Consider the following 25334-nt stretch of genomic DNA (forward strand, 5'->3'; position numbering starts at 1 on the left):
TCATTGGCGAGGCCCGTGCTGACCGCATCGACAAGGGTCGAGGCCGCCGCGGCATTGTCGGCGAGCGCGGTCGCCACTTCCTGGGCCACCGCATCGGCATCCAGCGCATCCGCGCCCACGGCGCCCGTGGCGATCTTGTCGGCGGTCACGGCATCATCTGCCAGGTCCTCGGTCACGACCGAACCATCCTGGATCTGAAGGGTCATGGTAGACCCGGCAACATTGGCGTCACCGACACCACCGGACACGCTGAAGGCCGTCAGAGCGACGTCATCGCCGGTGATGGTGCCGTCCGCGATGTCGGCAGAGGTCACCGTACCGTCATCAATCTGGGCCGAGGTCACCGCGTCGTTCTGGATCGCAGCCGTGTCAACCGAGCCATCCGCAAGCTCGGAGTCCGTGATCGCATTCTCGTCAATCTGCGTCGCCGTGATCGTGTCGGTCGCGATATCGGCGGCCACAATCGTACCGTCATCAATCTGGGCCGAGGTCACCGCGTCGTTCTGGATCGCAGCCGTATCGACCGAGCCATCCGCAAGCTCGGAGTCCGTGATCGCATTCTCGTCAATCTGCGTCGCCGTGATCGTGTCGGTCGCGATATCGGCCGCGACAATCGTGTTGTCCGCGATGTCGGCAGAGGTCACCGTACCGTCCTCGATCAATGCCGAGTTGATCGCATCCGCCTGAATAGCCGCCCGGTCAACCGCGTTGTCCGCAAGTTCGTCCGCGCCAACCGCGTTCGTGCCGATGTCAGCGGCGGTGATCGTGTTGTCCTGAATATCCAGCACCAACGCCCCATCCGCGTCGGTTGTGCCATCACCCGAGACGGTCAGGGTCGTGGACTGCAGGAGCCCGTCCCCGTTGACCGTCACGAAACGCGTGTCAATCGCACCCGCCGACACGTTGTTGTTGTTCACACCATTCGTCACGATCGACGTGTTCGTGGAGCCACCCAGCATGATCTGGTTGTCTGCCGTGGTGTTCGCGCCTGTGCCAATGGCGACCGAGTTGGTCTGGTCCGCGACCGCGCCTGCACCGATGGCGATGGCGTTGTCAGCCGACGCGTTCGCGCCGCCGTCGGCTGCAGTCGCACCACCCAGCGCAACCGAGTTCAAGCCCGACGCATTGGTTTCGGAGCCGAGAGCCGTCGAAGCCTCGCCGGAGGCGTTGGAATCCGAGCCGATGGCGGTCGAGTTTTGACCGGTGGCGCTGGATTCCTCGCCGAATGCAGAAGCAGCGGTCACCGACGGGTCTCCCGGGATACCGGCATCGGCCGAGTCACCTACAGCAAGGGAACCCGCCCCGCTTGCCACTGCCTCGAAACCCACTGCAGTCGAACGTTCGCCGGTGGCCTGCGCCGTCGGACCGATCGCCGTGGCGTTCGTGTTGGTCGCGTCGGTACCGAAACCAAGGGCAACGGATTGCGTTCCGGATGCCGTGGCAGCGGTCCATGCCGGATCGGTCAAACCGCCGCCAGACGGGTCGCCGCCCCCGATGGCGGTGGAATAGTTGCCCGTCGCGGCACTGTTGGTGCCAACAGCGGTCCCCACGATACTTGTGCCGTCGACACCAGCGACAGAGCCTTGACCGATCGAGATACCGAAGTCTGCAGCATCCGCCTGATCGCCGATTGCAATACCAGCCTCTTGCGCTTCCGCGTTCTGCCCGACGGCAATGGCTTGATTTTCGTTTGCCGCCGCAGTGTCGCCAATTGCGATGGAGGAGACGCCGGTAGACGTTGCACCGGGACCAATCGCAAGAGAGTTGTTTCCAGTCGCGGTTCCGCCCGCTAGAGAGTCTTGCGCCAGAGCCGGGCTGCCCATGCCCATGACGATGAAGACGCCCACCCAGGGGGCCATGCTGGCCACGCGGCCCTTGAATTTCACCAGGCGACCACCGCGCAGCACGCGGGACTCGGTAACATGACCGGGGATCTTCGACATGACGCTTCCTACTCGTTACTCAATATGCAACCGCCTCATGTTTTTCCGGGCGGTTTGAAAACGCAGATATACGGACTTGGATAAACTGTCAAAAACTTTAGTTAACCAATTGCGCAACTTTTGAGCATACTGCACCCACCCATGGATGCCGTTGCACATCTGCATCACGGATGGGCAGGCTCGGCCCGCCACTCCGCCACCCGCCACAGGGGGGTGGTCGGCCCGCGGCGGTGCCGCTAGGCTGCGCCCAGTGCGCGCGATCCGATGACGGTGGACCAGTGACATCACAGCCGATGCAGGCCCCGGCGGCCAACGCCCCTTTCGACGTCATGATCGTGGCGCAGCAGGGGCGGCTTGAATACGAGGCCCTCGTCTTTGCCGCCTCGTTTCGCCATTTCAACCGCGATTTCCCCGGCCGCCTGCTCATCGCCGAGCCGCAGCCCGGCCCGCGCTGGTCGCGCGATCCGCGGATCGGGAACGACGCGCTCCGCGCGCTTCTGACCGAGGCGTTCGGGGCCGAGATCCTGCCCTTCGAAAGCCGCCATTTCGGCGAGAGCTATCCCTATGGCAACAAGATCGAGGCCCTTGCCGCCCTGCCGCCGGACCGGCCCTTCGTCTTCTTCGACACCGACACGCTGATCACCGGCGACCTGTCGCAGGTGCCCTTCGACTTCGACCGCCCCTCGGCCAGCCGCCGGGTGGAGGGGACATGGCCGCAGATCGAGCTCTACGGGCCCGGCTACACCGCGACCTGGAAGGCGCTGTATGACCGGTTCGGGCTGGATTTCGACAGCTCGCTGGACCTGTCGTGGCCGGATGAATACTGGCGGCGCTACCTCTATTTCAACGCGGGCTTCTTCTACTACCGCGACGCGGCCGAGTTCGGACGGCGCTTCACCGACTACGCCCTGTCGATCCGCGACGACCGGCCCGCCGAACTGGTGTGCCAGTCGCTCGACCCATGGCTCGACCAGGTGGCCCTGCCGCTGGTGATCCACGGGCTTGGCGGCGGGCGCGACGCGCTGCCCGAGGGCTGGCTGGACGGAACGCACAGCTGCCATTACCGGGTGCTGCCGCTGGCCTATGCGCGCGAAGGCCAGCGCGCCATCGACGTGCTGGAAGAGGTGACGGCGCCCAACCGGATCAAGAAGGTGCTGAAGGCCTACGAGCCGATCAAGCGGATGATCTACCAGGGCAAGGGCCAGAAGGCGCGCGCGCTGTTCGACCGCGAGAACCTGCCGCGCCGGGAACAGGCGATCCGCAACACGCTCAAGCGCGAAAAGCTCTGGCTTCGGTAGGGGTGACGCTCCTTGCAAGGATCGTGTCAGCCTTTTGCAAAAGGCTGATCACGCCCTTGCAAGGGCGTGAGTCAGAGCCTTGCAAGGCTCTGGCCAGTCTCTTGCAAGAGACTGGCGCGCACCGCGACCGGGCGGATCAGCCGGCGCTGGCCGGCTCTTCCTTCTTGCGCTCGGCGTAGATCATCAGGGGCTGCGCGTCCGAGGACACGGCCTCTTCGTTGACGACCACCTCTTCGACGCCTTCGGCGCTCGGCAGGTCGAACATCGTGTCGAGCAGGATGTCCTCCATGATCGAGCGCAGGCCGCGCGCGCCGGTCTTGCGCGCGATGGCGCGCTTGGCGATGGCCTTGAGCGCGTCATCGGTGAACTTGAGCTTGACGTCCTCCAGCTCGAACAGGCGCTGATACTGCTTGACCAGCGCGTTCTTCGGCTCGGTCAGGATGGTGACAAGCGCCTCCTCGTCCAGATCCTCGAGCGTGGCCAGCACCGGAAGGCGGCCGACGAATTCGGGGATCAGGCCGAATTTCAACAGGTCCTCGGGCTCGAGATCCTTGAAGTATTCCCCGACCGATTTCGACTCGGGGTCGCGGACATCCGCCCCGAAGCCCATCGCGCTGCCCTTGCCGCGCTGCGCGATGATCTTGTCGAGACCCGCGAAGGCCCCGCCGCAGATGAACAGGATGTTCGTCGTGTCGACCTGCAGGAATTCCTGTTGCGGATGCTTGCGCCCGCCCTGGGGCGGCACCGAGGCGACGGTGCCCTCCATGATCTTCAGAAGCGCCTGCTGCACCCCCTCGCCCGACACGTCGCGGGTGATCGAGGGGTTGTCGGACTTGCGCGTGATCTTGTCGACCTCGTCGATGTAGACGATGCCGCGCTGCGCGCGCTCGACGTTGTATTCGCTGGCCTGCAGCAGCTTGAGAATGATGTTCTCGACGTCCTCGCCGACATAACCGGCTTCGGTCAGCGTGGTCGCGTCGGCCATGGTGAAGGGCACGTCGAGGATGCGCGCCAGCGTCTGCGCCAGAAGCGTCTTGCCGCAGCCCGTCGGGCCGATCAGCAGGATGTTCGACTTCGCAAGTTCGATGTCCGACTTGCCCGCGTGGTTCAGGCGTTTGTAGTGGTTGTGGACCGCGACCGAGAGCACGCGCTTGGCGTGCATCTGGCCGATCACGTAATCATCCAGCACCTGGCAGATTTCCAGCGGGCTGGGCACGCCATCGGTGGATTTGAGACCGGCGGTCTTGGTCTCTTCGCGGATGATGTCCATGCACAGTTCGACGCATTCGTCACAGATGAACACGGTCGGTCCGGCGATGAGTTTGCGCACCTCGTGCTGGCTCTTGCCGCAGAACGAGCAGTAGAGCGTGTTCTTCGAGTCGCTGCCGGATGCGTTCGCCATATCGTCTACCTCAACGGGTCTTTCGGGCCGGGGGCCCCGGCCCGGAGCGCCTCCGGGCCGTGAATTTCGGCAAGCCTAGAACAGGCCACCGGTCACCACAATGTCAAATTCCTCACGGTTCCGGCACTGGTCCGGCACCGTGAGGCGCGGCTCACTTGTCGTCGCCGCCGGCCGCTGCGCGGCTTTCGACGATCTCGTCGATCAGGCCCCAGTCCTTGGCCTGTTCGGGGTCCATGAAATTGTCGCGCTCCAGCGCGTCCACAACCGTCTCGAAATCCTGGCCGGTGTGTTTCACGTAGATCTGGTTCAGCCGATCCTTGAGCTTCTGGGTCTCCTTGGCGTGGATCATGATATCCGTCGCCTGGCCCTGGTAGCCGCCGGAGGGCTGGTGGACCATGATCCGGCTGTTGGGAAGGCTGAAGCGCATCCCCTTCTCCCCCGCCGTCAGCAGCAGCGAGCCCATCGAGGCCGCCTGACCGATCACCAGCGTCGAGACCTTGGGCTTGATGTATTGCATCGTGTCGTAGATCGACAGGCCGCTGGTCACCACCCCGCCGGGGCTGTTGATGTACATGCTGATCTCCTTCGACGGGTTCTCCGCCTCCAGATGCAACAGCTGTGCCACGATCAGGCTCGACATGCCGTCATGCACCGGGCCCGAAACGAAGATGATCCGCTCCTTCAGCAGGCGCGAGAAGATGTCATAGGCCCGTTCGCCCCGGCTGGTCTGTTCGACCACCATCGGCACGAGGGTGTTCATGTAGTGATCGATCGGGTCTTGCATATCACCTGCCTCAACTGGGTCCGCCGTGTTGTCGGGTGAGTCTTAGTGGTGGGCATGGGGGGCTGCAAGGGCAGGCGGCAATTCCGTGGACGTCGAAGGCCGGCCCGCTATCTGGCGCGGCATGACCGACCAGAGCCCGATTTCCCCGCCTCCCGCCTCGCCTCCCGCCACCCGCACCGAGGCGCTTGCCCGCCTTGCGCGCTTCCTGCCCCATGCCGGGCGCGACTATGCATCGCGGCGCAACCATGACCTGCCCGCGGCCGGGCACCCGCATGTCTCGCGGCTGTCGCCCTACCTGCGGCATCGCCTGATCACCGAGGAGGAGGTGCTGGCCGCCGTGCTGGGCCGCTTCTCGCTCGGCTCGGCCGAGAAATTCGTGCAGGAGGTCTGCTGGCGGAGCTACTGGAAAGGGTGGCTCGAGATGCGGCCCGCCGTCTGGGCCGCCTACCGGCGCGAGCTGGCCGAGGTCCTCGACGGGGCCGACGCGGACCTGCGCGACCGGCTCGAGGCGGCCGAAGCGGGGAAGACCGGCATCGACTGTTTCGACGCCTGGGCGGCCGAGCTGGTGGCGACGGGCTACATGCACAACCACGCTCGGATGTGGTTCGCGTCGATCTGGATCTTCACGCTGCGCTTGCCATGGCAGGCGGGGGCGGATTTCTTCCTGCGCCACCTGCTCGACGGCGACCCGGCCTCGAACACGCTGGGATGGCGCTGGGTCGCGGGGCTGCAGACGCAGGGCAAGCATTACCTCGCCCGGCCCGACAACATCGCCCGCTACACCGAGGGGCGGTTCGCGCCCAAGGGCCTTGTGACCGATGCCGAACCGCTCAAGGGCCCGGCACCGCCGCAGCGCAGGCCGGCCCCTGTCGGCGACCGGCCACAAGCCGGTTTGCGCACCGGGCTTCTGCTGACCGAGGAGGACCTGTCGCCCGCCTTCGTGCTCGAGGCGCTGGAGACACCGCCCGTGGCCCATGCGGCGCTGATCTCGGTCGCGGGCCGGTCGCCGCGGGCGGTCTCCGGTTTGGTGGCGGGCTTCACCCGCGACGCGGTGACGGATGCCATGGGTCGCTGGTCGGGGCGCATTGGGTCGCCCGGCCCCGTGACCGACGAGGTCGAGACCATCGCGGCATGGGCCGAGGCCGAGGGGCTGGAGCAGCTTGTCACGGCTTTCGCACCGGTCGGCCCCGCCGCCGCGGCGCTCGAGGCGCTGGAGGCGCGGCTGGCGCGCTCGGACATCGCGCTGTCGCGGGTGATGCGCGATTGGGACGCGGCGGCATGGCCCCATGCGACGCATGGGTTCTTCCGCTTCAAGGAGCATATTCCCGAACTGGTCGCAGGCCTGTGAGCAAACCTGTGGATAAGTCAGATAAGTGAAACTTATCCACAGGTGACGCCGCCCTTTCGGACGCGCCGGATCACTTTCGTGAAAGCCTCACGCTGGCTGATACCGCGCCATGTCGCGCAAGAGCGCGATGAAACCCTCGGTCTGGGCGTCGAGATCGACCCGGCCCAGCTCGGCCGTGGCCGAGGCGGCGTCGCCGACCGTGCCCTTGGGGTTCAGGTCGTTCGACAGCCAGCCCAGGTTGGCCTCTGCCATGTGGTAGCCCAGCTTGGCCGATCCCTGCCGGAGTGCTGTCTGGGTGCTGGCGAAATCCTCGACCAACTCCTTGCGGACCAGCTCGGGCCAGGCCGCCAGCATCATCGAGGTCTCAGACAATCCGCCGTGGATGTCCACCATCGGCCCCTCGGGATAGCTGTAGACCCGCGCGCCGCCCAGCCGGGTCCAGGCGGTCGTCGCCACGGCCATGCCCCGCGTCTGCCGCAGCTCGCGCGCGACGATCTCCATCGGCGCGACATTGCCGCCGTGGCTGGTGACGATCACCATCTTGCGCAGCCCGGCGCGCGCGACGCTTTCGCCGATCTCGATCCAGGTGCGGATCGCCGTTTCCCAGGTCAGGGTCAGCGTGCCGGGAAACTCGACATGCTCGTTCGACTTGCAGACCTGCTGCACCGGCAGGAAGGTCGCGGGCAGATCCACGGGCAGGGCCGCGACCGCACGCGCGACCATCGCCTCGGCCAGAAGCGCATCGACCCCCACGGGCAGGTGCGGGCCGTGCTGCTCGATGGCGGCGATGGGCAAAACGGCAATCCAGTCCGAGGTGTCGCTGTCGGAAAATTCGCGCGTCGTCATCTCGCGCCAATGCGGCCGGGGAAGGGTCATGAAACACTCCGTTTTCCGGCATCAAACCCCCGCCACCGCGGCTTGTCGATTGCCAAGCGCGGCGGTGCCGAAAATTGAGGCACCCTGCAAACAGTTGCTTCCCCGCCGCGCGGGGTTGCACAACCGGTGCAAATGATATGAATCGACGCCAACGACGGAGGATCCCATGCCAGACGGACAGACGCGACACACCGGCCCCTCGCTTGCGCCCTTCGATTGGGCCGATCCCTTTCACCTGACCGACCAGCTGAGCGAAGAGGAACGCATGGTCGCCGACAGCGCCCGCGCCTATGCGCAGGACAAGCTGGCCGCGCGCGTGACGGACGCCTACCTGAACGAGACGGTCGCCCCCGAGATCTTTGCCGAAATGGGCGAGATGGGCCTTCTGGGCGTCACCATCCCCGAGGAATACGGCGGGCTTGGCGCGGGCTACGTGACCTATGGCCTCGTGGCGCGCGAGGTGGAGCGGATCGACAGCGGCTATCGCTCGATGATGTCGGTTCAATCCAGCCTCGTGATGTATCCGATCAACGCCTATGGCACCGAGGAGCAGAAGCGGAAATACCTCCCCGGCCTCGCCGCGGGCACGCTGATCGGCTGTTTCGGCCTGACCGAACCCGATGCGGGCTCGGACCCGGCGGGGATGAAGACCACGGCGAAGAAGACCGAGGGCGGTTACGTCCTGAACGGCGCGAAGATGTGGATCTCGAACGCGCCCATCGCCGATGTCTTCGTGGTTTGGGCCAAGTCCGAGGCGCATGGCGGCAAGATCCGCGGCTTCATCCTCGAGAAGGGGATGCGCGGGCTTTCGGCCCCCAAGATCGGCGGCAAGCTCTCGCTTCGCGCCAGCGTGACGGGCGAGATCGTGATGGATGGTGTCGAGGTCGGCGAAGACGCGCTTCTGCCCCATGTCGAGGGGCTGAAGGGCCCCTTCGGTTGCCTGAACCGCGCGCGCTACGGCATCGCCTGGGGCGTGATGGGCGCAGCGGAGGATTGCTGGCACCGCGCGCGGGCCTACGGGCTGGACCGGGTGCAGTTCGGCCGCCCGCTGGCGCAGACGCAGCTTTTCCAGAAAAAGCTCGCCGACATGCAGACCGAGATCGCGCTCGGCCTTCAGGCCGCCTTGCGCGCGGGCCGGATGATGGACGAGGGCAGCTGCGCGCCCGAGGTGATTTCCCTCATCAAGCGCAACAATTGCGGCAAGGCGCTGGATATCGCGCGCACGGCGCGGGACATGCATGGCGGCAACGGGATCATGGCGGAATACCATGTCATGCGCCATGCCCAGAACCTCGAGACGGTGAACACCTACGAGGGCACGCATGATGTTCACGCGCTGATCCTGGGCCGCGCTCAGACCGGGCTGCAGGCGTTCTTCTGACGTCTCAGACCGCCTCGAGGGACAGGGCGATGCCCTGCCCCACGCCGACGCACATGGTGGCAAGCGCGCGGGTTGCGCCGCGCGCCTGCAGCTCCAACGCGGCGGTGCCCGCGATCCGCGCCCCCGACATGCCCAGCGGATGCCCCAGCGCGATGGCACCGCCGTTGGGGTTCACATGGGGCGCGTCATCGGACAGACCCAGCTGACGCAGGACGGCCAGCGCCTGCGCGGCAAAGGCTTCGTTCAGCTCGATCACGTCGAACCCGGCCGGCGTCAGCCCAAGCCGGTCGCAAAGCCTGCGCACCGCGGGCACCGGGCCGATACCCATGATCCGCGGCGCGACACCGGCGCTTGCGCCCCCGGTCACGCGGGCGATGGGCGTCAGGCCATGGGCCCGCACCCCGGCCTCGGAGGCGAGGATCAACGCCGCCGCCCCGTCGTTCACGCCCGAGGCATTGCCCGCCGTCACGCTGCCCCCCGCCCGGAAGGGCGTGGGCAATTTCCCCAGCTTTTCCAGCGTCGTGGCGCGCGGATGCTCGTCCGCATCGACCACCAAAGCCTCGCCCCGTCGTTGCGGGATCGTGACCGGCGCGATCTCTCGCGCGAAGCGGCCCGAGGCCTGCGCCGCCGCCGCGCGGTCCTGGCTGCGCAGCGCGAAAGCGTCCTGGTCGGCGCGGGTGATGCCGAAGGCCTCGGCCACGTTTTCGGCCGTCTCGGGCATCGCATCGATGCCGTATTGCGCCTTGAGCGCCGGGTTCACGAAGCGCCAGCCGATGGTGGTGTCGTGGATCTCGGCGTTGCGGGAAAAGGCGGCATCGGCCTTGGGCATGACAAAGGGCGCGCGGCTCATGCTCTCGACGCCGCCCGCGATGACAAGGTCGGCCTCGCCGCAGCGGATGGCGCGGGCCGCGCCGATCACCGCATCCATCCCCGAGCCACAAAGCCGGTTCACGGTCACGCCCGGCACCGTCTCGGGCAGGCCCGCCAGCAGCGCGCACATGCGCGCGACATTGCGGTTGTCCTCACCGGCCTGGTTGGCGCAGCCGTAGATCACCTCGTCCACCGCGGCCCAGTCGACGCCGGGGTTCCGCGCCTGAAGCGCACGCAGCGGCACCGCGCCAAGGTCGTCGGCGCGCACCGCACTCAGCGCGCCGCCGAAGCGCCCGATGGGCGTGCGGATATAGTCGCAGATGAACGCCTCACGCATGGTCCCCTCCCCCGTTTCTCAAAGGGATAGGGGCCGCCGCCCCGCCTGTCCACCGGTTGCGCTGGCCTTGGGTCGCGCGCGTGATACTGTGGACCGGAGGGCGCGAGGGAGGACAGGATGGAACAGGTCGTCAGGACCAGCCTCGAGGGCGATATCGGCCTGATCGTGCTGGACAATCCGCCCGTGAACGCGGCGGGCCACGGGCTGCGCGCGGGGCTGGTGGCGGCGCTGGACCGGCTCGTCGCGGAGCCGGCCGTCAAGGTCATCGCGCTTTACGGCGCGGGGCGCAGCTTCATCGCCGGAGCGGATATCCGCGAGTTCGGCAAACCGCCCCGCGACCCCTGGCTTCCCGAGGTCTGCAACCGGATCGAGGACTGTGCGAAGCCCGTCGTCGCCGTCCTGCATGGCGCGGCGCTTGGCGGCGGGCTCGAGGTCGCCATCGCGGCCCATGCGCGGGTGGCAATCCGGGGCGTGGCCCTCGGCTTTCCCGAGGTGACGCTGGGGGTTCTGCCCGGCGCAGGCGGCACGCAACGCGGCCCCCGGCTGGCCGGGGTCGCTGCGGCGCTCGACCTGATCACCACGGGCCGACGCATCGGCGCGGAGGAGGCGCTGGCGCTTGGCCTCGTCGACAGGGTGGCCGAAGGCGACCCGCGCACGGTGGCGCTTGCCGCCGCCCGCGACGTGCTGGACGGGCGGCTGACGGCCCGGCGGACGCGAGATATCCACATCGACCCCGACCGCGAGGCCCTTGAGACTACGAAGCAAACCCTGCTCCATACACAGGCTCACCTGTTCAGCCCCCATGCCTGCGTCGAGGCCGTCGCGGCCGCCACCCTCCCCCTGCCCGAAGGGCTGGCCAAGGAACGGCAGCTGTTCCAGGCCTGCATCGACAGCCCGCAGCGCGCCGGGCTGATCCACGCCTTTTTCGCCGAGCGGGCGGTCGCCAAGATCCCCGAGGCCGCGGCGACACCGCGCCCGGTGACGCGCATCGGCGTGGTGGGCGCGGGCACGATGGGCGCGGGCATCACCACCGCCTGCCTGCTGGCGAGCGAGCCCGTGGTGCTGATCGACAGCGCGCCCGAGGCGCTGGAGCGCGGCGCAGCCGCGGTTGCGCGCAATCTCGACGGGGCGGTGAGCCGCGGAAAGATGACACCGGCCGCCCGCGGTGCGATCAGACTGACCACCGCGACCACGCTGGATGCGCTTGCGGGCTGCGACCTGGTGATCGAGGCGGTCTTCGAAGAGATGGACGTCAAGACCGCCACGCTGCGCGGGATCGAAACGATCTGCCCCGGCGCGGTCATCGCCACGAACACCTCCTATCTCGACCTGAACGTCATGGCCGAAACCCTTGCGGACCCCCGGAATTTCCTTGGCCTGCATTTCTTCTCGCCCGCGCATGTGATGCGGCTGGTCGAGGTGGTCGTGGCCGACGCGACCGCGCCCGAGGTCGTGGCGACGGGCTTTGCGCTGGCCAAGCGGCTGAAGAAGATCGCGGTGCGCTCGGGCGTTTGCGACGGGTTCATCGGCAACCGGATCATGTCGGCCTACCGCCGGGCCGCCGACCTCATGGCGCTGGACGGCACGCCAATCGACGCGATCGACGCCGCGGTGCGCGGCTATGGCTTCGCCATGGGCCCGTTCGAGATGGGCGACCTTGCCGGGCTCGACATCGGCTGGGCCGCGCGCAAGCGGCAGGCGGCCACCCGCGACCCCGCCACGCGCGACCATGGCGCGCTGGCCGACCGGCTCTGCGAGGCAGGATGGCTCGGCCGAAAGACCGGGTGCGGCTGGTATGACCATTCGGGCGACACGCCCGTGCCCAACCCGGCGCTTCCCGGCCTTCTGCGCGAGATACAGCAGGCCGAGAGGATCACGCCGCACATTCTGGACGCCGACGAGATCATCACGCGTTACGAGACCGCCATGATCGCCGAGGCCGCCCGCGTCGTCGAGGAGGGCATCGCGCGTTACCCCATCGACATCGACGCGGTGTTCCTGTTCGGCTACGGCTTCCCGCGCTGGAAGGGCGGTCCGATGCACAGGGCCGACGAGATCGGCGCGGCCGCGCTGGTGGCGCGGATCGCGCGCCTTGCGCAGGACGACCCGAAGGGAGGGTGGCAGGTGCCCGCGATCCTGCACTGCATGGCGCGCGAGGGGGGCAGTTTCGCCGGTCTGAACATCGGTCGATAGCCGCGCCTCAGGCCCCCAGCCGGGCGGTCACGCTGTCGGGCGTGACCATGCCGATCACCTCGCCGCCCTCTTCCACCGCCAGCGGCGCGGGGCTTTCGGCAAAGCGTTTCAGGATGTCGCGCACCGAGGTTTCCACCGCGATCCGCGCGCCGTCGCCCGCCACCGGCTGCATCACGTCCCGCGCGGTCAGCACGCCCAGCGGGTTCATGTTGGCGACGAACTCGGCCACGTAATCATTCGCAGGGCTCGAGAAGATCTCGCGCGGGGTGCCGCATTGCACGATGCGCCCGCCCTCCATGATGGCGATGCGGTTGCCGATCTTGAACGCCTCGTCGAGGTCATGGCTGACGAAGATGATGGTCCGCTTCAACCGGCTTTGCAGGTCGAGCAACTCGTCCTGCAGATGCGTCCGGATCAGCGGATCGAGCGCCGAAAAGGGCTCGTCCATCAACAGGATGGCCGCATCGGTCGCAAAGGCCCGCGCGAGCCCCACGCGCTGCTGCATGCCGCCCGACAACTCGCCCACCTTGCGCTCGGCCCAGTCCTTCAGCCCCACCAGCTCCAGCTGCCGGTCGACGGCAGCGGCGCGCGCATCCGCCCCCTGCCCGGCCAGTTCGAGGCCGAGGCCCACGTTCTCGCGCACCGTCCGCCAGGGCAGCAGGCCGAATTGCTGGAACACCATCGCCACGCTGGTCTGCCTGAGCCTACGCAACGCGGCCCCGCGGGCGGCGGTGACATTCACCATCTCGCCATCGGTGCGCAGCTCGACATGGCCGCGCACCACGGGGTTCAGAGCGTTCACCGCGCGCAAAAGCGTCGACTTGCCCGAACCCGACAGGCCCATGAGGACGAGGATCTCGCCCTCCTCCACGTCGAGGGTGCAGTCATGCACGCCCAACACCTGCCCTGTGGCAGCCTGTATCTCGGCGCGGCTCTGGCCCTCGTCGGCGCGGGCCAGCGCGGGGGTGGGCGCGTCGCCGAACATGATGCAGACCTCGTGGAAACGGACGGCGGTTGTCATCGGCGTTGCACCCTCAGAACACGGTCGAGCAGGATCGCCACGACCACGATGATCAGACCCGCCTCGAAGCCGAGACCGGTGTTGACCTGGTTCAGCGCACGCACGACCGGCACGCCAAGCCCATCGGCGCCGACCAGTGCCGCGATCACGACCATCGACAGCGACAGCATGATGGTCTGGTTCAACCCCGCCATGATCTGCGGCGTGGCATAGGGCAGCTCCACCTTCCACAGCTTCTGGCTGGGCGTCGCGCCGAAGGCATCGGCGGCTTCCAGAAGCGCTGTGGGCGTCGAGGATATCCCCAGGTGCGTCAGCCGGATCGGCGCGGGCAGGACGAAGATCACCGTGGCGATCAGGCCCGGCACCATGCCGATGCCGAAGAACACGATGGCCGGGATCAGGTAGACGAAGGTCGGCAGCGTCTGCATCAGGTCCAGCACCGGGCGCATGGCCGCGTAGAGCCGGGGACGGTGCGCGGCGGCGATGCCGATGGGCACGCCGACCCCCATGCAGACCACGCAGGCCGACAGGACCAGCGTCAGGCTTTCGGTCGTCTCGTCCCAGTAGCCCTGGTTGATGATGAACAGAAGCCCCGCGGCGATCATCGTGGGCATCTTCCAGCCGCGGTGCAGCCACCAGGCAAGCCCCGCGAAGATCGCGGTGATCAGGATCGGGTGCATCGCCTCGGGGTAGAGATAGGTGATCTCGGAGCGGCGCAGGTCCTGGAACCAGCCGGTGTTGGGAGGCTCCTGCAACAGCGCGAGGATCGCCTCGATCAGCACCTCGAGCGCCGCGGCCATGGCGTCGAAGACGCCCGACAGGTTGTCCTGCAACCAGTCGAACCCGCCCTCGGCGGCATCGTCGATGCGCAGTTTGCATTCGGAGAGAGCGCCCAGCGGGCCAAGCCCCTCGGGCCAGCCCTCGTCACACTCGGTCAGCCATCTGAGCATCGGCGGCGTCCTCGTCATACAAAGGGGCGGCGCGCGCAGCTGCACGCGCCGCCGGTCGGTTGGCGATCAGCCGATCACATCTCGAGCGCGGAGGAAACCGCCGCCGCGGCGTCGCCGCCGTCGATGGTGGTCACCCCGTCGAGCCAGCCCATCACGACATCGGTGTTTGCCGCCATCCACGCCGTCGCCGCGTCGCGCGGGTCTTCGCCGTCGTTCAGGATCGCGCCCATGATCTCGTTTTCCATGGCCAGCGTGAACTCGAGATTGTTGAGGAACGCGCCGACATTCGGGCAGGCCTCGACATAGCCCGCGCGGGTGTTGGTGTAGACCGTCGCGCCGCCAAGGTCGGGGCCGAACCAGTCGTCACCGCCAGTCAGGTAGGTCAGGTCGAAATTCGCGTTCATCGGGTGCGGCTCCCACGCAAGGAAGACGATGGGCTCGTCCCGGTCGGAGGCGCGGGCGACCTGTGCCAGCATCCCCTGTTCCGAGCTTTCGACCACCTCGAACTCGGCCCCGCCGAGGCCGAAGGCATCCGCCGCGATCATGTCCATGATCAGGCGGTTGCCGTCATTGCCCGGCTCGATGCCGTAGATGCTTTCCTCCAGCGCATCGGACGCGCCCGCGATATCCGCAAAATCGGCGATGCCCATCGCCGCGCCCGCCGCGTTGGTGGCCAGCGTGTATTTCGCCCCGGTCAGGTTAGCGCGCACGGTGTCGACGGTGCCTGCGTCGCGGTAGGGGGCGATGTCGCCCTCCATCGTCGGCATCCAGTTGCCGAGGAACACGTCCAGATCCCCGCTTGCCAGCGAGGTATAGGTGACGGGCACGGACAGCACGCGCACCTCGGTCTCGTAGCCCAGCGCCTCGAGCACCACGGTCGTGGCCGCGGTCGTCGCGGTGATGTCGGTCCAGCCGACGTCCGAGAAGGTGACGGTCGCGCAATCGGCATGGGCATCGGCCATGGCCGTGCCCGCCATGAGGCCCAACGCAAGCGCGCTGGTTGCAGTGCGGGTGATGAAGGTCATGTCGGTCTCTCCCTGTTTCGGTCGTTTTGTTGATTGACCAGTCAATTAAAATCATGTGTCTTGCGACTCTGCAACCGGGTTAGGGGAAACAATGCCGCGCACGGGCATGATGGCACTGCGCAAGGACGCGCTTGTCAACGCCACGATCGGAGAGATCGGGCGCAGGGGCTCTCTGGACGTGACCGTGGGCCAGATCGCCAAGGCCGCGGGCGTCTCCAGCGCGCTGGCGCATCACTATTTCGGCTCCAAGGACGAGCTGTTCCTTGCCGCGATGCGGGCGATTCTGTCGGATTTCGGGGCAGAGGCGCGGCGCGAGCTTGCCGCGGCCAAGGGCCCGCGCGACCGGCTTTCCGCCATCGTGCGCGCCAGTTTCGGCGGCCAGAACTTCCGCGCCGAGGTGGTGGCGGCCTGGCTGAACTTCTACGTCCTGGCCCAGACCAACCTGCAGGCCGCGCGCCTTCTGCGCGTCTACCAGCACCGCCTCGCCTCGAACCTGATCCACGCGCTGCGCCCGCTCTGCGCCGATCCCGCGGTCGTCGCGCGGACCGCCGCCGCGCTGATCGACGGGCTCTACATCCGTCACGCACTGGCCGAGGCCGGGCCGCCCGACGCCGCCGCCGCCATCGCCACGGTCGAGCGGTATCTCGACCTCGCCCTCGGAGATACGCAATGACCCGGCCCAACATCCTGATCGTGATGGTCGACCAGCTGACCGGCACGCTGTTTCCCGACGGCCCCGTCGACTGGCTGCACGCGCCGAACCTGCGCGCGCTGGCAGACCGCTCCACCCGTTTCGGCAATGCCTACACCGCCTCGCCCCTCTGCGCGCCCGGCCGCGCCAGCTTCATGTCGGGGCAGTTGCCCTCGCGCACCGGCGTCTACGACAACGCGGCCGAGTTCGCCTCCTCCATCCCGACCTACGCCCACCACCTGCGCCGGGCGGGCTATTACACGGGCCTCTCGGGCAAGATGCATTTCGTCGGCCCCGACCAGCTGCACGGCTTCGAAGAACGCCTGACCACCGACATCTACCCTGCCTATTTCGGCTGGACGCCGGACTACCGCAAACCCGGCGAGCGGATCGACTGGTGGTATCACAACATGGGCTCGGTCACCGGCGCGGGCGTGGCCGAGATCACCAACCAGATGGAATACGACGACGAGGTCGCCTTTGTGGCCGAGCAGAAGCTCTATGACCTCGCCCGCGGCAAGGACGACCGCCCGTGGTGCCTGACGGTCAGCTTCACGCATCCCCACGACCCTTACGTCGCGCGGCGGCGGTTCTGGGATCTCTATGAGGACTGCGCGCACCTGCAACCCGAGGTGCCCGCCCTGCCCTACGAGGGTCACGACCCCCACGCGCAGCGCATCTTCGATGCGAACGACTGGCGGAATTTCGACATAACCGAGGACGACATCGCCCGCTCGCGCCGGGCCTATTTCGCCAATATCTCCTATCTCGACGAGAAGATCGGGGCGCTGCTCGACGTGCTCGACCGCACAAGGCAGGAGGCGATCATCGTCTTCGTCTCGGACCACGGCGACATGCTTGGCGAGCGCGGGCTGTGGTTCAAGATGAACTTCTACGAGGGCTCGGCCCGCGTGCCGCTGATGATCGCCGCGCCGGGCATGGCTCCGGGCCTCGTCGCCGATCCGGTCTCGACCATCGACCTCTGCCCCACGCTCTGCGACCTCGCGGGCGTGTCGATGGAGGCGGTGATGCCCTGGACCGACGGCGAAACCCTGGTGCCCTTGGCCCGCGGGCGGCGGCGCGACAGCCCCGTGGCGATGGAATACGCTGCAGAGGCCAGCATCACGCCGCTTGTCGCGCTCAGGCAGGGGCGCTGGAAATACACCAACTGCGCCGCCGACCCCGAGCAGCTCTTCGACCTGTCGGCCGACCCGCAGGAGCGCGTGAACCTCGCCATAGACCCGGCCCATGCCGCCACGCTGGAACGCTTCCGCGTCATGGCCGCGGCGCGCTGGGACCTCGAGGCCTTCGACTCACAGGTCCGCGAAAGCCAGGCGCGGCGCTGGGTGGTCTACGAAAGCTTACGGAACGGCGCCTATTTCCCGTGGGATTTCCAGCCGCTCCGCGCGGCCTCCGAACGCTTCATGCGCAACCACATGGACCTCAATGTTCTTGAGGAAAATCAACGCTACCCGAGGGGGGAATGATGCAAGCCCAACCCAAAGCCAGCCATTTCGTGAACGGCCAGTATCTCGAGGATGCGGGCGGAACGGCCCTGCCCGTGATCTTCCCCGGCACGGGCGAGACCATCGCCCAGCTGCACGAGGCGACACCCGACGTGGTCGAGGCGGCCCTTGCCGCCGCCAAGGCTGCGCAAGGCCCCTGGGCCGCGCTGATGCCGGTGGAACGGGGCCGCATCCTGCGCCGCGCCGCCGACATCATGCGGGCGCGCAACCGCGAGCTGTCGGAACTGGAGACGCTCGACACCGGCAAGCCGATCCAGGAAACGCTCGTGGCCGACGCGACCTCCGCCGCCGATGCGCTGGAGTATTTCGGCGGTCTCGCGGGCACGCTGACGGGCGAACATGTCCCGCTCGGGGCCGACTGGGCCTATACGATGCGGGTGCCGCTTGGCGTCTGCGTGGGCCTTGGTGCGTGGAACTACCCCACGCAGGTCGCCGCCTGGAAGGCCGCCCCCGCGCTGATCTGCGGCAACACGATGGTGTTCAAACCGTCTGAACAAACGCCGCTAAGCGCCCTGAAACTCGCGGAAATCCTGCTCGAGGCCGGCGCACCGCCCGGCGTCTTCAACGTGGTGCAGGGCGCGGGCACCGTGGGTCGCGCGCTGGTAGAGGACCCGCGCGTCGCCAAAGTCTCGCTCACCGGCTCGGCCGAGACGGGGAAAAAGGTCTACGCCGGTGCCGCGGCGCAGATGAAGCATGTCACGATGGAACTGGGCGGCAAGTCGCCGCTGATCATCTTCGATGATGCCGAGCTTGAGTCCGCCGTCTCCGCCGCGATCAACGCCAATTTCTTCGCCACCGGTCAGGTCTGCTCGAATGGCACGCGCGTCTTCGTCCACCGCGCGATCAAGGAGGCCTTCCTGGCCCGGCTGGTCGAGCGCGTCTCCAAGGCCGTGATCGGCGACCCCCGCGACGAGGCCACGAACCTCGGCCCGATGGTGAGTGAAGAACAGCTCGCAATCGTTTGTTCCTACGTCGAAAAAGGTAAGGCCGAGGGCGCGCGACTGGTGCATGGCGGCACCCGCCTCGACCGGCCCGGCGCTTTCATCGAACCCACGATCTTCGCCGATGTCACCGACGAGATGACCATCGCGCGCGAAGAGATCTTCGGCCCGGTCATGTCCGTCCTCGACTTCGACACCGAGGAAGAGGTCATCGCGCGCGCCAATGCCACCGATCTGGGCCTGTCGGGGGCCGTCTTCACCCGCGACCTCACCCGCGGTCACCGGGTCGTTCACGCGATCGAGGCCGGGTCGGTCTGGATCAACCAGTATAACCTGACCCCCGTCGAGGTGCCCTTCGGCGGCATGAAAGGCTCGGGCGTGGGCCGCGAGAACTCGCGCGCCGCGCTGGAGAACTACAGCCAGCTCAAGACCGTCTATGTCGGCATGACCCCGGTGGAGGCGGCCTATTGATGGCGGAGGTTCAGGCAGATTACGTCATCGTCGGCGCAGGCTCCGCGGGCTGCGCCATGGCCTATCGCCTTGCGATGGCAGGGAAATCCGTGATCGTGGTCGAGCATGGCGGCTCCGACTGGGGGCCCTTCATCAACATGCCCGCAGCCCTCAGCTACCCGATGGGGATGCGCCGCTACGACTGGGGCTACGTGACCGAGCCCGAGCCGCACATGGGCGGCCGCGTCATGGCCTGCCCGCGCGGCAAGGTTCTGGGCGGGTCCTCCTCGATCAACGGGATGATCTACGTGCGCGGGCACGCGCGCGACTTCGACACATGGTCCGACATGGGGGCCGAGGGCTGGGGTTACGCCGATGTCCTGCCCTATTTCAAGCGCGCCGAAACATGGCACGGCGATGCGGGCGACCCGGCCTTCCGTGGCCATGACGGACCGCTTCACATCACGCGGGGACCGCGGAAAAACCCTCTGTTCCAAGCCTTTATCGAAAGCGGCGCGAATGCGGGCTACGGCGCGACCGAGGATTACAACGGCCAGCGGCAAGAGGGCTTCGGCGCCTTCGAGATGACCGTCTGGCAGGGCGAACGCTGGTCCGCGGCCAAGGCCTACCTGCGCCCCGCGTTGAAAACCGGGCGCTGCACCATGGCGCGCGGGCTGGTCGAGCGGATCGAGATCGAAGAGGGCCGCGCCGTGGGCGTGCGGCTGGCGGGCGGTCGCGTGATCCGTGCCAACGCCGAGGTCGTGCTCGCCGCCGGCGCGATCAATTCGCCTAAAATTCTCATGCTTAGTGGAATTGGGCCGGGCAAGCATCTGGCCGAAAACGGGATTCCCGTGGTGGCCGACCGCGCGGGCGTGGGTCAGAACCTGCAGGACCACCTCGAGCTTTACGTGCAATACGCCTCGACCAAACCGGTCAGCCTCGCGCCCTATTGGTCGCTCTGGGGCAAGGCGCTGGTGGGGGCGCAATGGCTTTTCACCCGCAAGGGGCTGGGCGCATCCAATAATTTCGAAGCCTGCGGCTTCATCCGGTCGCGCGCCGGTATCGACTATCCCGACATCCAGTTCCATTTCCTGCCCATCGCCGTGCGCTACGACGGCAAGACGGCGGCCGAGGGCCACGGGTTCCAGGCCCATGTCGGGCCGATGCGCTCGAAAAGCCGGGGCGCGGTCACGCTGCGCTCCGCCGACCCCGCGGATGCGCCGCGGATCTTGTTCAACTACATGTCGCAACCCTCTGATTGGGAAGAGTTTCGCCGCGCCATCCGCCTCACGCGGGAGATCTTCGCCACCGACCCGATCGCGGGTTTCGTGGACCACGAGATCCAGCCCGGTGCGGCCCAGACGGACGCAGAGCTGGACGCCGTCATCCGCGAACACGCCGAAAGCGCCTATCACCCCTGCGGCACCTGCCGGATGGGGCGGGCGGATGACCCGATGGCGGTGGTCGATCCCGAGGCGCGGGTGATCGGGGTCGAGGGGCTGCGGCTGGCCGACAGCTCGGTCTTTCCGTTGATTCCGAACGGAAATCTCAACGCGCCCTCGATCATGGTGGGCGAGAAGGCCGCCGATCATATCCTGGGTCGCGGGATGCTCCCGCGCGAGAACCTCGAGCCCTGGATCGCGCCCGACTGGCAGAGCGCCCAACGCGAAAGCGCCGCCCCGGCGCGGGCGGCGGAGTAGGCGCAAAACTGCAGTTTTGCGTTGGGAAAACTGCAGTTTTCCCAACGTTTTCCTCGAGGAAAACGTCAGCCCTCGCCGATCACGAGCACCCGGCCGAAACCGGGTGCCTCGACCGCGCGCGGCACGGCCCAGAGCACCGGAAAGGACGGCGCGGGCGGCAGGTCCGCGTCGAGGTCGGTCAGGATGACCAGCATCGACGGGTCGCGGCGGCCCGCCTTGTCGAAGAGATCGCCGTAGTCCGTCCCGCCCCCGGTGCGGAACGCCGCGTCGCGCAACCCCTGCCATCCGGCGGGGTCGAGCCGCTCCTCGCGGAAAACCGCCTCGTCGAAGGCCATCAGGTGCACCTCGGCCCCGGTGCGCCGCGCGATCCCCTCGGCTTCCGCGGTGAACAGGCGCAGGGTCTGCGCATCGACCGAGGACGACGTATCAAGCCCCACCACCAGCCGCGGCCGCGTATCCATCCGCGCGCGCCCCGGCTCATAGACCGGCGCGGGGCCGCCCGTGGCCTCGGCCGCGGCCATCTGCGCGACCCAGCGCCCCGAGGGGCGGCGCCAGCTGCGGTGCGGCCGTTCGGTCAGCGCCTTGGCCAGCAGCCCGCGCAGCTGCAGCTCCCACGGCACCTGCGGCGGCGCGAGGTCGGCGAGGATCGCGCCGAGACGGCCGATGCCGGAGCCTGCCTTGCGGCCGGCCTCGAGCGCACGCAGGATCTGGTTGCGCCAGTCGGCGGCGGATTGGCTCTCACCCTCCTCGTCGGGTTCACCAAGCCCGAGATCCGTTGCAAATCCACGGGTTGCGCCCCATTCGCGCAGCTTCTCGGCCAGTCTCGGGTCACGGTGCAGCGCCATGGCCAGCCGGTCGGCATCCCAGCGTTCCAGCGCATCGACGGACGATTTCGCGGGCTTGCCCGCCTCCTCCAGCAACTCGGTCAGCGTCACGGCCGGCCGCGGCAGGGCGTGACCGGCCAGGATCAGCGTCTCGTTGATGATCCCGTCGGCGGCCAGCCCGTAGAGCGAGGCGTCGAAGCTGCCGCCCAGCCGTTCGGCCAGCGCCGCCTGCCGGTCGGAATGGCGCAAGGCCACATGCAACACGTGATGGGCGACCAACCCCACCTGTTCGGGCAGGCCCAGCGTGTCGAAACCGGGGCCGTAGCTGATCGTGTCGCCATCGGTGCGCGTGGCCCCCGGCCCGTCGCGGTGGCGGCACCAGAGCGACAGGACGCCGAGCGCCGGGTCGACCTCGCCCAGATGGACGAGCGCGCGGGCGGCGCGGGCGGAATGCCCGGTCACGGAAGGCCCGCGGCCTGCCGTTCGGCGGCATAGGCGGCGTAATCGGGGCTGTCCGCGAAAACCTCTTCCCAGCCCTGCTCCAACGCGCGGCCGATGAGCAGCTCGAAGCCGAAGCTCGCCAATTCACTCACAGGTAATCCACCGTAGCCTTGCCCGCCAAGCCTTCGCAAATCCGCGAGAATCTCGATCCCTGTGGATAAGTTCGCTCGCATGGACGCCCCGACCAAGCCGTAGATCATCGCGGTCAGCCCGTGCAGCGTCCGGGGATAAAGCGCCGCGCGTTCCCGGCGCGGGGTGGCCAGCATCTCGGTCACCTGCACCGTCGCCGCGATCTCGTCGGCGAGCAGCGCGAACTCGGCCGCGGCGGCCTCGCCCACGGTGCCCGCGATCATCACGGCGCGGGTGGCGCGGTCGGGGACCGTCTCCATGATGCGGCTCACGCGCGTCCAGCTGCGCGGCGTGCAGGCGATCATCTGGCCGCGGCGCAGCGCGTCCTCGGTGGTTTCCAGCAAGTCGGGCCGGGTGCGGATGAAGGCCGCGACCGCCGGGTGGATACCCGCGGGCACGGCGTAGTGCTTCAGCCAATCCTCGGGCGTCGCCTGCACGATCATGTGGATCAGCCGATCCGACAGGGCCGTGCCCATGTCATAGGCAATCGCGCCATCCTCGACCCGGTTGCCCGCGGCCACAACCATCACGCTGTCGGGCAGCCGGTGGCGGCCCACGCGGCGCTCCTGCAACAACCCGTAGACGGTGGGCTGCAGCGCGGGAGCGGCGGCGGTCAGCTCGTCCAGGAACAGCACTGCGGGCGCGTCCGTGTCGGGCAGATCCTCGGGGCGATACCAGACGGTTTTCCCGGCCGAATGGTCGAAATAGGGCAAGCCGCGCAGGTCCTGCGGCTCGATCGTGGTCAGGCGCAGGTCATAAAGCTCCGCCCCGATGCGCCCCGCAAGGGTCTGGACCAGCTCGGTTTTCCCCACGCCGGGCCGCCCGTGCAGCATCCAGCTTGCCGTCAGCCCCCCGGCCTTCTGCGCGGCCCAGCCCGCCTCCAGAACGCGCAGCGCCTCGCCCGCCGAGACCGTCGTCGCGTTCACGCTCATCCTGCGGCCTGCCGTTTCTCCAGCGCCGCGGCCAGCCGCGCATGGGCCGAGACCGCGCGCGCCTCCTGCGCGATGTCGCGGATGTAAAGATCGTCGCGGTGGTTGACGGCAAGCAGGTCGCGCTCGGTCAGCTCGGCGTCGAAGATCCCGTCGCGCAGGATCGCGCGGTCCCCCTCGTCCAGCGACAGAAGGAGCGGGACGGGCTGGTCGGTCTGCACCGACACCAGCGTCAGGGGCGCGATGCGCGCCAGTTCGGACTGTTCGATCACCAACCGCAAAGCGCCCTCGGCGATCTCGTGGCGGGCGGCGATGCGGCGCAGCGTGGCGCGCGCGCGAAAGGCGAGCGCATCGAGGCGGCGCGCGGCCTCGTCCGCGTCGACGGCGCGTGCGCGCCCCGCCTTGGACAGGCGCAGGACCTTCATCTCGACGAAGGCGATGACGATCAGCATCGCCAGCGGCGCCTGCGTCACCGGAAGCGCCAGGTCGCGCGACATCAGCGGGATCACCACGAAGGGCAAAAGCGCCGAGAGATAGCGCAGGATCTGGATCTCCACGATCAGCCGCGCCCAAAGGCGCAGCCCCCCGCGGTGCGGCACCAGCTGCACCCGGCCGAGAAACTTCTTCGGCAAGCTGCGGGTTTCCAGCACCCCGCGGTTGGCGATGGTCGCATCGGTCACGATCAACATGACGGTAATCCTAGCGCGGTCGCGGCCCGCGCCAATGCCGTCCGGCCACCCCGCTTTGCGAATGGCGCGCGATGGGGTAGGTCTTGGCGCAAAGCCGGAACCCACAGGGACATATTCCAGATGACACCGCTTCCCCCGCTCACCTGTTTCAAGGCCTATGACATCCGCGGCCGCCTCGGCGACGAGCTGAACGAAGAGATCGCCTATCGCATCGGCCGCGCCTTCGCCGAGGTGATGGGCGCGAGCCGCGTCGTGCTGGGCCGTGACGTTCGCCCGACCTCCGAGGCGCTGGCGAGCGCGGTTGCGCGCGGGCTGATGGCGGCGGGCGTCGAGGTGCTGGACCTTGGCCTGTCGGGGACGGAAGAGACCTATTTCGCCACCACCCATCTCGGCGCGGATGGCGGCATCTGCGTCACAGCCAGCCATAATCCCATGGATTACAACGGGATGAAGATGGTGCAGGCGGGCTCGGCCCCTATCGGCGCAGCCGACGGCATGGACGCGATCAAGGCGCTGGCCGAACGCGGCGACTTCGCCGCCGAGGTGCCGGGCGGCCATGTGACCGACGCCAGCGGAACGCGCGCGGCCTATGTCGCCAAGCTGATGGAATTCGTCGATATCTCGGCCCTGACGCCGCTCAAGGTGCTGGTCAACGCAGGCCACGGCGCCGCCGGCCCCAGCTTCGACGCGCTGGCGGACGCCATGGCGCAAGCGGGCGCGCCGATCGAGTTCATCCGCGTCTACCACGACCCCGACGGCAGCTTTCCCGCGGGCATTCCCAACCCGCTTCTGGACGAGAACCAGCACCTGACCGCGGCCCCGGTGAAAGACCACGGCGCGGACATGGGCGTCGCCTGGGACGGCGATTTCGACCGTTGCTTCTTCTTCGATCACGAAGGCGGCTTCGTGCCCGGCGAATATGTCGTGGGCCTGCTGGCCGAGGCGTTTCTTGCCAAGGAACCGGGGCAGAAGATCATCCACGACCCCCGCGTCGTCTGGGCCACGCAGGAGGTGGTGGCGCAGATGGGCGGCGAGGCGATCCAGTCGAAATGCGGCCATTCCTTCATCAAGCAGGCGATGCGCGAGACCGGTGCCGTCTATGGCGGCGAGATGTCGGCGCATCACTATTTCCGCGATTTCATGGCCTGCGACAGCGGCATGATCCCGATGCTGCTGATGATCGAGCTGGTCTGCCGCCGGGGCGAAAGCCTCAAGGCGCTGCTTGCCGAACGGCGCGCCGCCTACCCTTCCTCGGGCGAGGTGAATTTCCGCGTGGGCGACCAGAAGGCGGTGATCGCGGCCATTGAGGCCGAATACGGCCCCAAGGCCGAGACGCGGGACGAGACCGACGGGCTGTCGCTGTCCTTCGGGGACTGGCGCTTCAACCTGCGCGCCTCGAACACCGAGCCGCTTCTGCGGCTGAACATCGAGGCGCGCGGCAAGCCCGATCTGGTCGCCGCGAAACTAGCCGAGATGCGGGCACTGATCGAAGCCTGACCGGGGGCCTGAGCGGCGCTCTGGACAGG

At 67.8% G+C, this 25334-nt stretch carries 19 protein-coding genes and 1 pseudogene; 9 read left to right on the forward strand and 11 right to left on the reverse strand.

The annotated features are described in order from the left end of the window. Window positions 1-1943: pseudogene (locus QQK83_RS09050) on the reverse strand (hypothetical protein); the annotation flags it as partial. 293 nt (window positions 1944-2236) lie between these two features. Here QQK83_RS09050 and QQK83_RS09055 point away from each other — a divergent pair. Further along, window positions 2237-3241, forward strand: a complete 1005-nt coding sequence (locus tag QQK83_RS09055; RefSeq protein ID WP_284263603.1) for a hypothetical protein — start codon at window positions 2237-2239, stop codon at window positions 3239-3241. A gap of 136 nt (window positions 3242-3377) precedes the next feature. Here QQK83_RS09055 and clpX read toward each other — a convergent pair whose 3' ends face one another. Continuing rightward, window positions 3378-4643: an ATP-dependent Clp protease ATP-binding subunit ClpX gene (clpX, locus tag QQK83_RS09060; protein ID WP_284263549.1), complete on the reverse strand. Its 1266-nt coding sequence runs from the start codon at window positions 4641-4643 to the stop codon at window positions 3378-3380. Between the two features lie 151 nt (window positions 4644-4794). Continuing rightward, window positions 4795-5427, reverse strand: a complete 633-nt coding sequence (locus tag QQK83_RS09065) for an ATP-dependent Clp protease proteolytic subunit (RefSeq protein WP_284263551.1) — start codon at window positions 5425-5427, stop codon at window positions 4795-4797. 121 nt (window positions 5428-5548) lie between these two features. Here QQK83_RS09065 and QQK83_RS09070 point away from each other — a divergent pair, with 121 nt between their 5' ends. Then, window positions 5549-6775: an FAD-binding domain-containing protein gene (locus QQK83_RS09070; protein ID WP_284263552.1), complete on the forward strand. Its 1227-nt coding sequence runs from the start codon at window positions 5549-5551 to the stop codon at window positions 6773-6775. Between the two features lie 87 nt (window positions 6776-6862). Here QQK83_RS09070 and QQK83_RS09075 read toward each other — a convergent pair whose 3' ends face one another. Next, window positions 6863-7651 (reverse strand): creatininase family protein, encoded by a 789-nt coding sequence (locus tag QQK83_RS09075; RefSeq protein ID WP_284263555.1) that lies wholly within the window; start codon window positions 7649-7651, stop codon window positions 6863-6865. Between the two features lie 166 nt (window positions 7652-7817). Here QQK83_RS09075 and QQK83_RS09080 point away from each other — a divergent pair, with 166 nt between their 5' ends. Beyond that, a complete protein-coding gene (locus tag QQK83_RS09080) occupies window positions 7818-9032 on the forward strand; it encodes an acyl-CoA dehydrogenase (protein WP_284263557.1) in 1215 nt (404 codons plus the stop codon). Window positions 9033-9036: 4 nt separating this feature from the next. Here QQK83_RS09080 and pcaF read toward each other — a convergent pair whose 3' ends face one another. Then, a complete protein-coding gene (gene pcaF, locus QQK83_RS09085; RefSeq protein ID WP_284263559.1) occupies window positions 9037-10239 on the reverse strand; it encodes a 3-oxoadipyl-CoA thiolase in 1203 nt (400 codons plus the stop codon). 117 nt (window positions 10240-10356) lie between these two features. On the opposite strand from pcaF, the gene QQK83_RS09090 reads away from it, so the two are divergent. Beyond that, complete coding sequence (locus tag QQK83_RS09090) at window positions 10357-12432, forward strand: 3-hydroxyacyl-CoA dehydrogenase NAD-binding domain-containing protein (RefSeq protein ID WP_284263560.1); 2076 nt, start codon at window positions 10357-10359, stop codon at window positions 12430-12432. Window positions 12433-12439: 7 nt separating this feature from the next. On the opposite strand, the gene choV is transcribed toward QQK83_RS09090, so the two are convergent. The 3 genes from choV to choX form a co-directional block, all read right to left on the reverse strand. Then, entirely contained in the window at window positions 12440-13453 is a 1014-nt protein-coding gene (gene choV / locus QQK83_RS09095) for a choline ABC transporter ATP-binding protein (RefSeq protein WP_284263562.1), read from the reverse strand. Then, on the reverse strand, window positions 13450-14403 hold the full coding sequence (choW, locus tag QQK83_RS09100) for a choline ABC transporter permease subunit (RefSeq protein ID WP_284263564.1): 954 nt from the start codon (window positions 14401-14403) through the stop codon (window positions 13450-13452). Before choW ends, choV begins: the two co-directional genes overlap by 4 nt. A gap of 74 nt (window positions 14404-14477) precedes the next feature. Then, window positions 14478-15428: a choline ABC transporter substrate-binding protein gene (gene choX / locus QQK83_RS09105; protein WP_284263565.1), complete on the reverse strand. Its 951-nt coding sequence runs from the start codon at window positions 15426-15428 to the stop codon at window positions 14478-14480. Between the two features lie 91 nt (window positions 15429-15519). Here choX and betI point away from each other — a divergent pair, with 91 nt between their 5' ends. From betI to betA, 4 genes are read left to right on the forward strand one after another with little or no spacing between them, the layout of a single operon-like run. Continuing rightward, entirely contained in the window at window positions 15520-16101 is a 582-nt protein-coding gene (gene betI / locus QQK83_RS09110; protein ID WP_284263567.1) for a choline-binding transcriptional repressor BetI, read from the forward strand. Then, window positions 16098-17606: a choline-sulfatase gene (gene betC, locus QQK83_RS09115; RefSeq protein ID WP_284263568.1), complete on the forward strand. Its 1509-nt coding sequence runs from the start codon at window positions 16098-16100 to the stop codon at window positions 17604-17606. The genes betI and betC overlap by 4 nt, the downstream gene beginning before the upstream one ends. Continuing rightward, the gene (betB, locus tag QQK83_RS09120; protein WP_284263569.1) at window positions 17603-19057 is read left to right on the forward strand and encodes a betaine-aldehyde dehydrogenase; all 1455 of its coding nucleotides are present in this window, start codon (window positions 17603-17605) and stop codon (window positions 19055-19057) included. Before betC ends, betB begins: the two co-directional genes overlap by 4 nt. Beyond that, on the forward strand, window positions 19057-20736 hold the full coding sequence (betA, locus tag QQK83_RS09125) for a choline dehydrogenase (protein WP_284263570.1): 1680 nt from the start codon (window positions 19057-19059) through the stop codon (window positions 20734-20736). The genes betB and betA overlap by 1 nt, the downstream gene beginning before the upstream one ends. 65 nt (window positions 20737-20801) lie before the next feature. On the opposite strand, the gene QQK83_RS09130 is transcribed toward betA, so the two are convergent. The 3 genes from QQK83_RS09130 to QQK83_RS09140 are packed head-to-tail and all read right to left on the reverse strand — an operon-like array spanning window position 20802 to window position 23808. Continuing rightward, the gene (locus QQK83_RS09130; protein ID WP_284263571.1) at window positions 20802-22022 is read right to left on the reverse strand and encodes a vWA domain-containing protein; all 1221 of its coding nucleotides are present in this window, start codon (window positions 22020-22022) and stop codon (window positions 20802-20804) included. Beyond that, complete coding sequence (locus QQK83_RS09135) at window positions 22019-23122, reverse strand: AAA family ATPase (protein ID WP_284263572.1); 1104 nt, start codon at window positions 23120-23122, stop codon at window positions 22019-22021. Before QQK83_RS09135 ends, QQK83_RS09130 begins: the two co-directional genes overlap by 4 nt. After that, window positions 23119-23808, reverse strand: a complete 690-nt coding sequence (locus QQK83_RS09140; RefSeq protein WP_284263573.1) for a hypothetical protein — start codon at window positions 23806-23808, stop codon at window positions 23119-23121. Before QQK83_RS09140 ends, QQK83_RS09135 begins: the two co-directional genes overlap by 4 nt. Before the next feature lie 120 nt (window positions 23809-23928). Here QQK83_RS09140 and QQK83_RS09145 point away from each other — a divergent pair, with 120 nt between their 5' ends. Beyond that, window positions 23929-25305 carry a phosphohexomutase domain-containing protein gene (locus QQK83_RS09145; RefSeq protein WP_284263574.1) on the forward strand — a complete coding sequence of 459 codons (1377 nt, stop codon included), beginning with the start codon at window positions 23929-23931 and terminating at the stop codon, window positions 25303-25305. Window positions 25306-25334: the final 29 nt, after the last annotated feature.

The organism is Roseicyclus amphidinii, assembly GCF_030163755.1.
In the GTDB taxonomy this organism is placed as follows: Bacteria; Pseudomonadota; Alphaproteobacteria; order Rhodobacterales; family Rhodobacteraceae; genus Roseicyclus; species Roseicyclus amphidinii.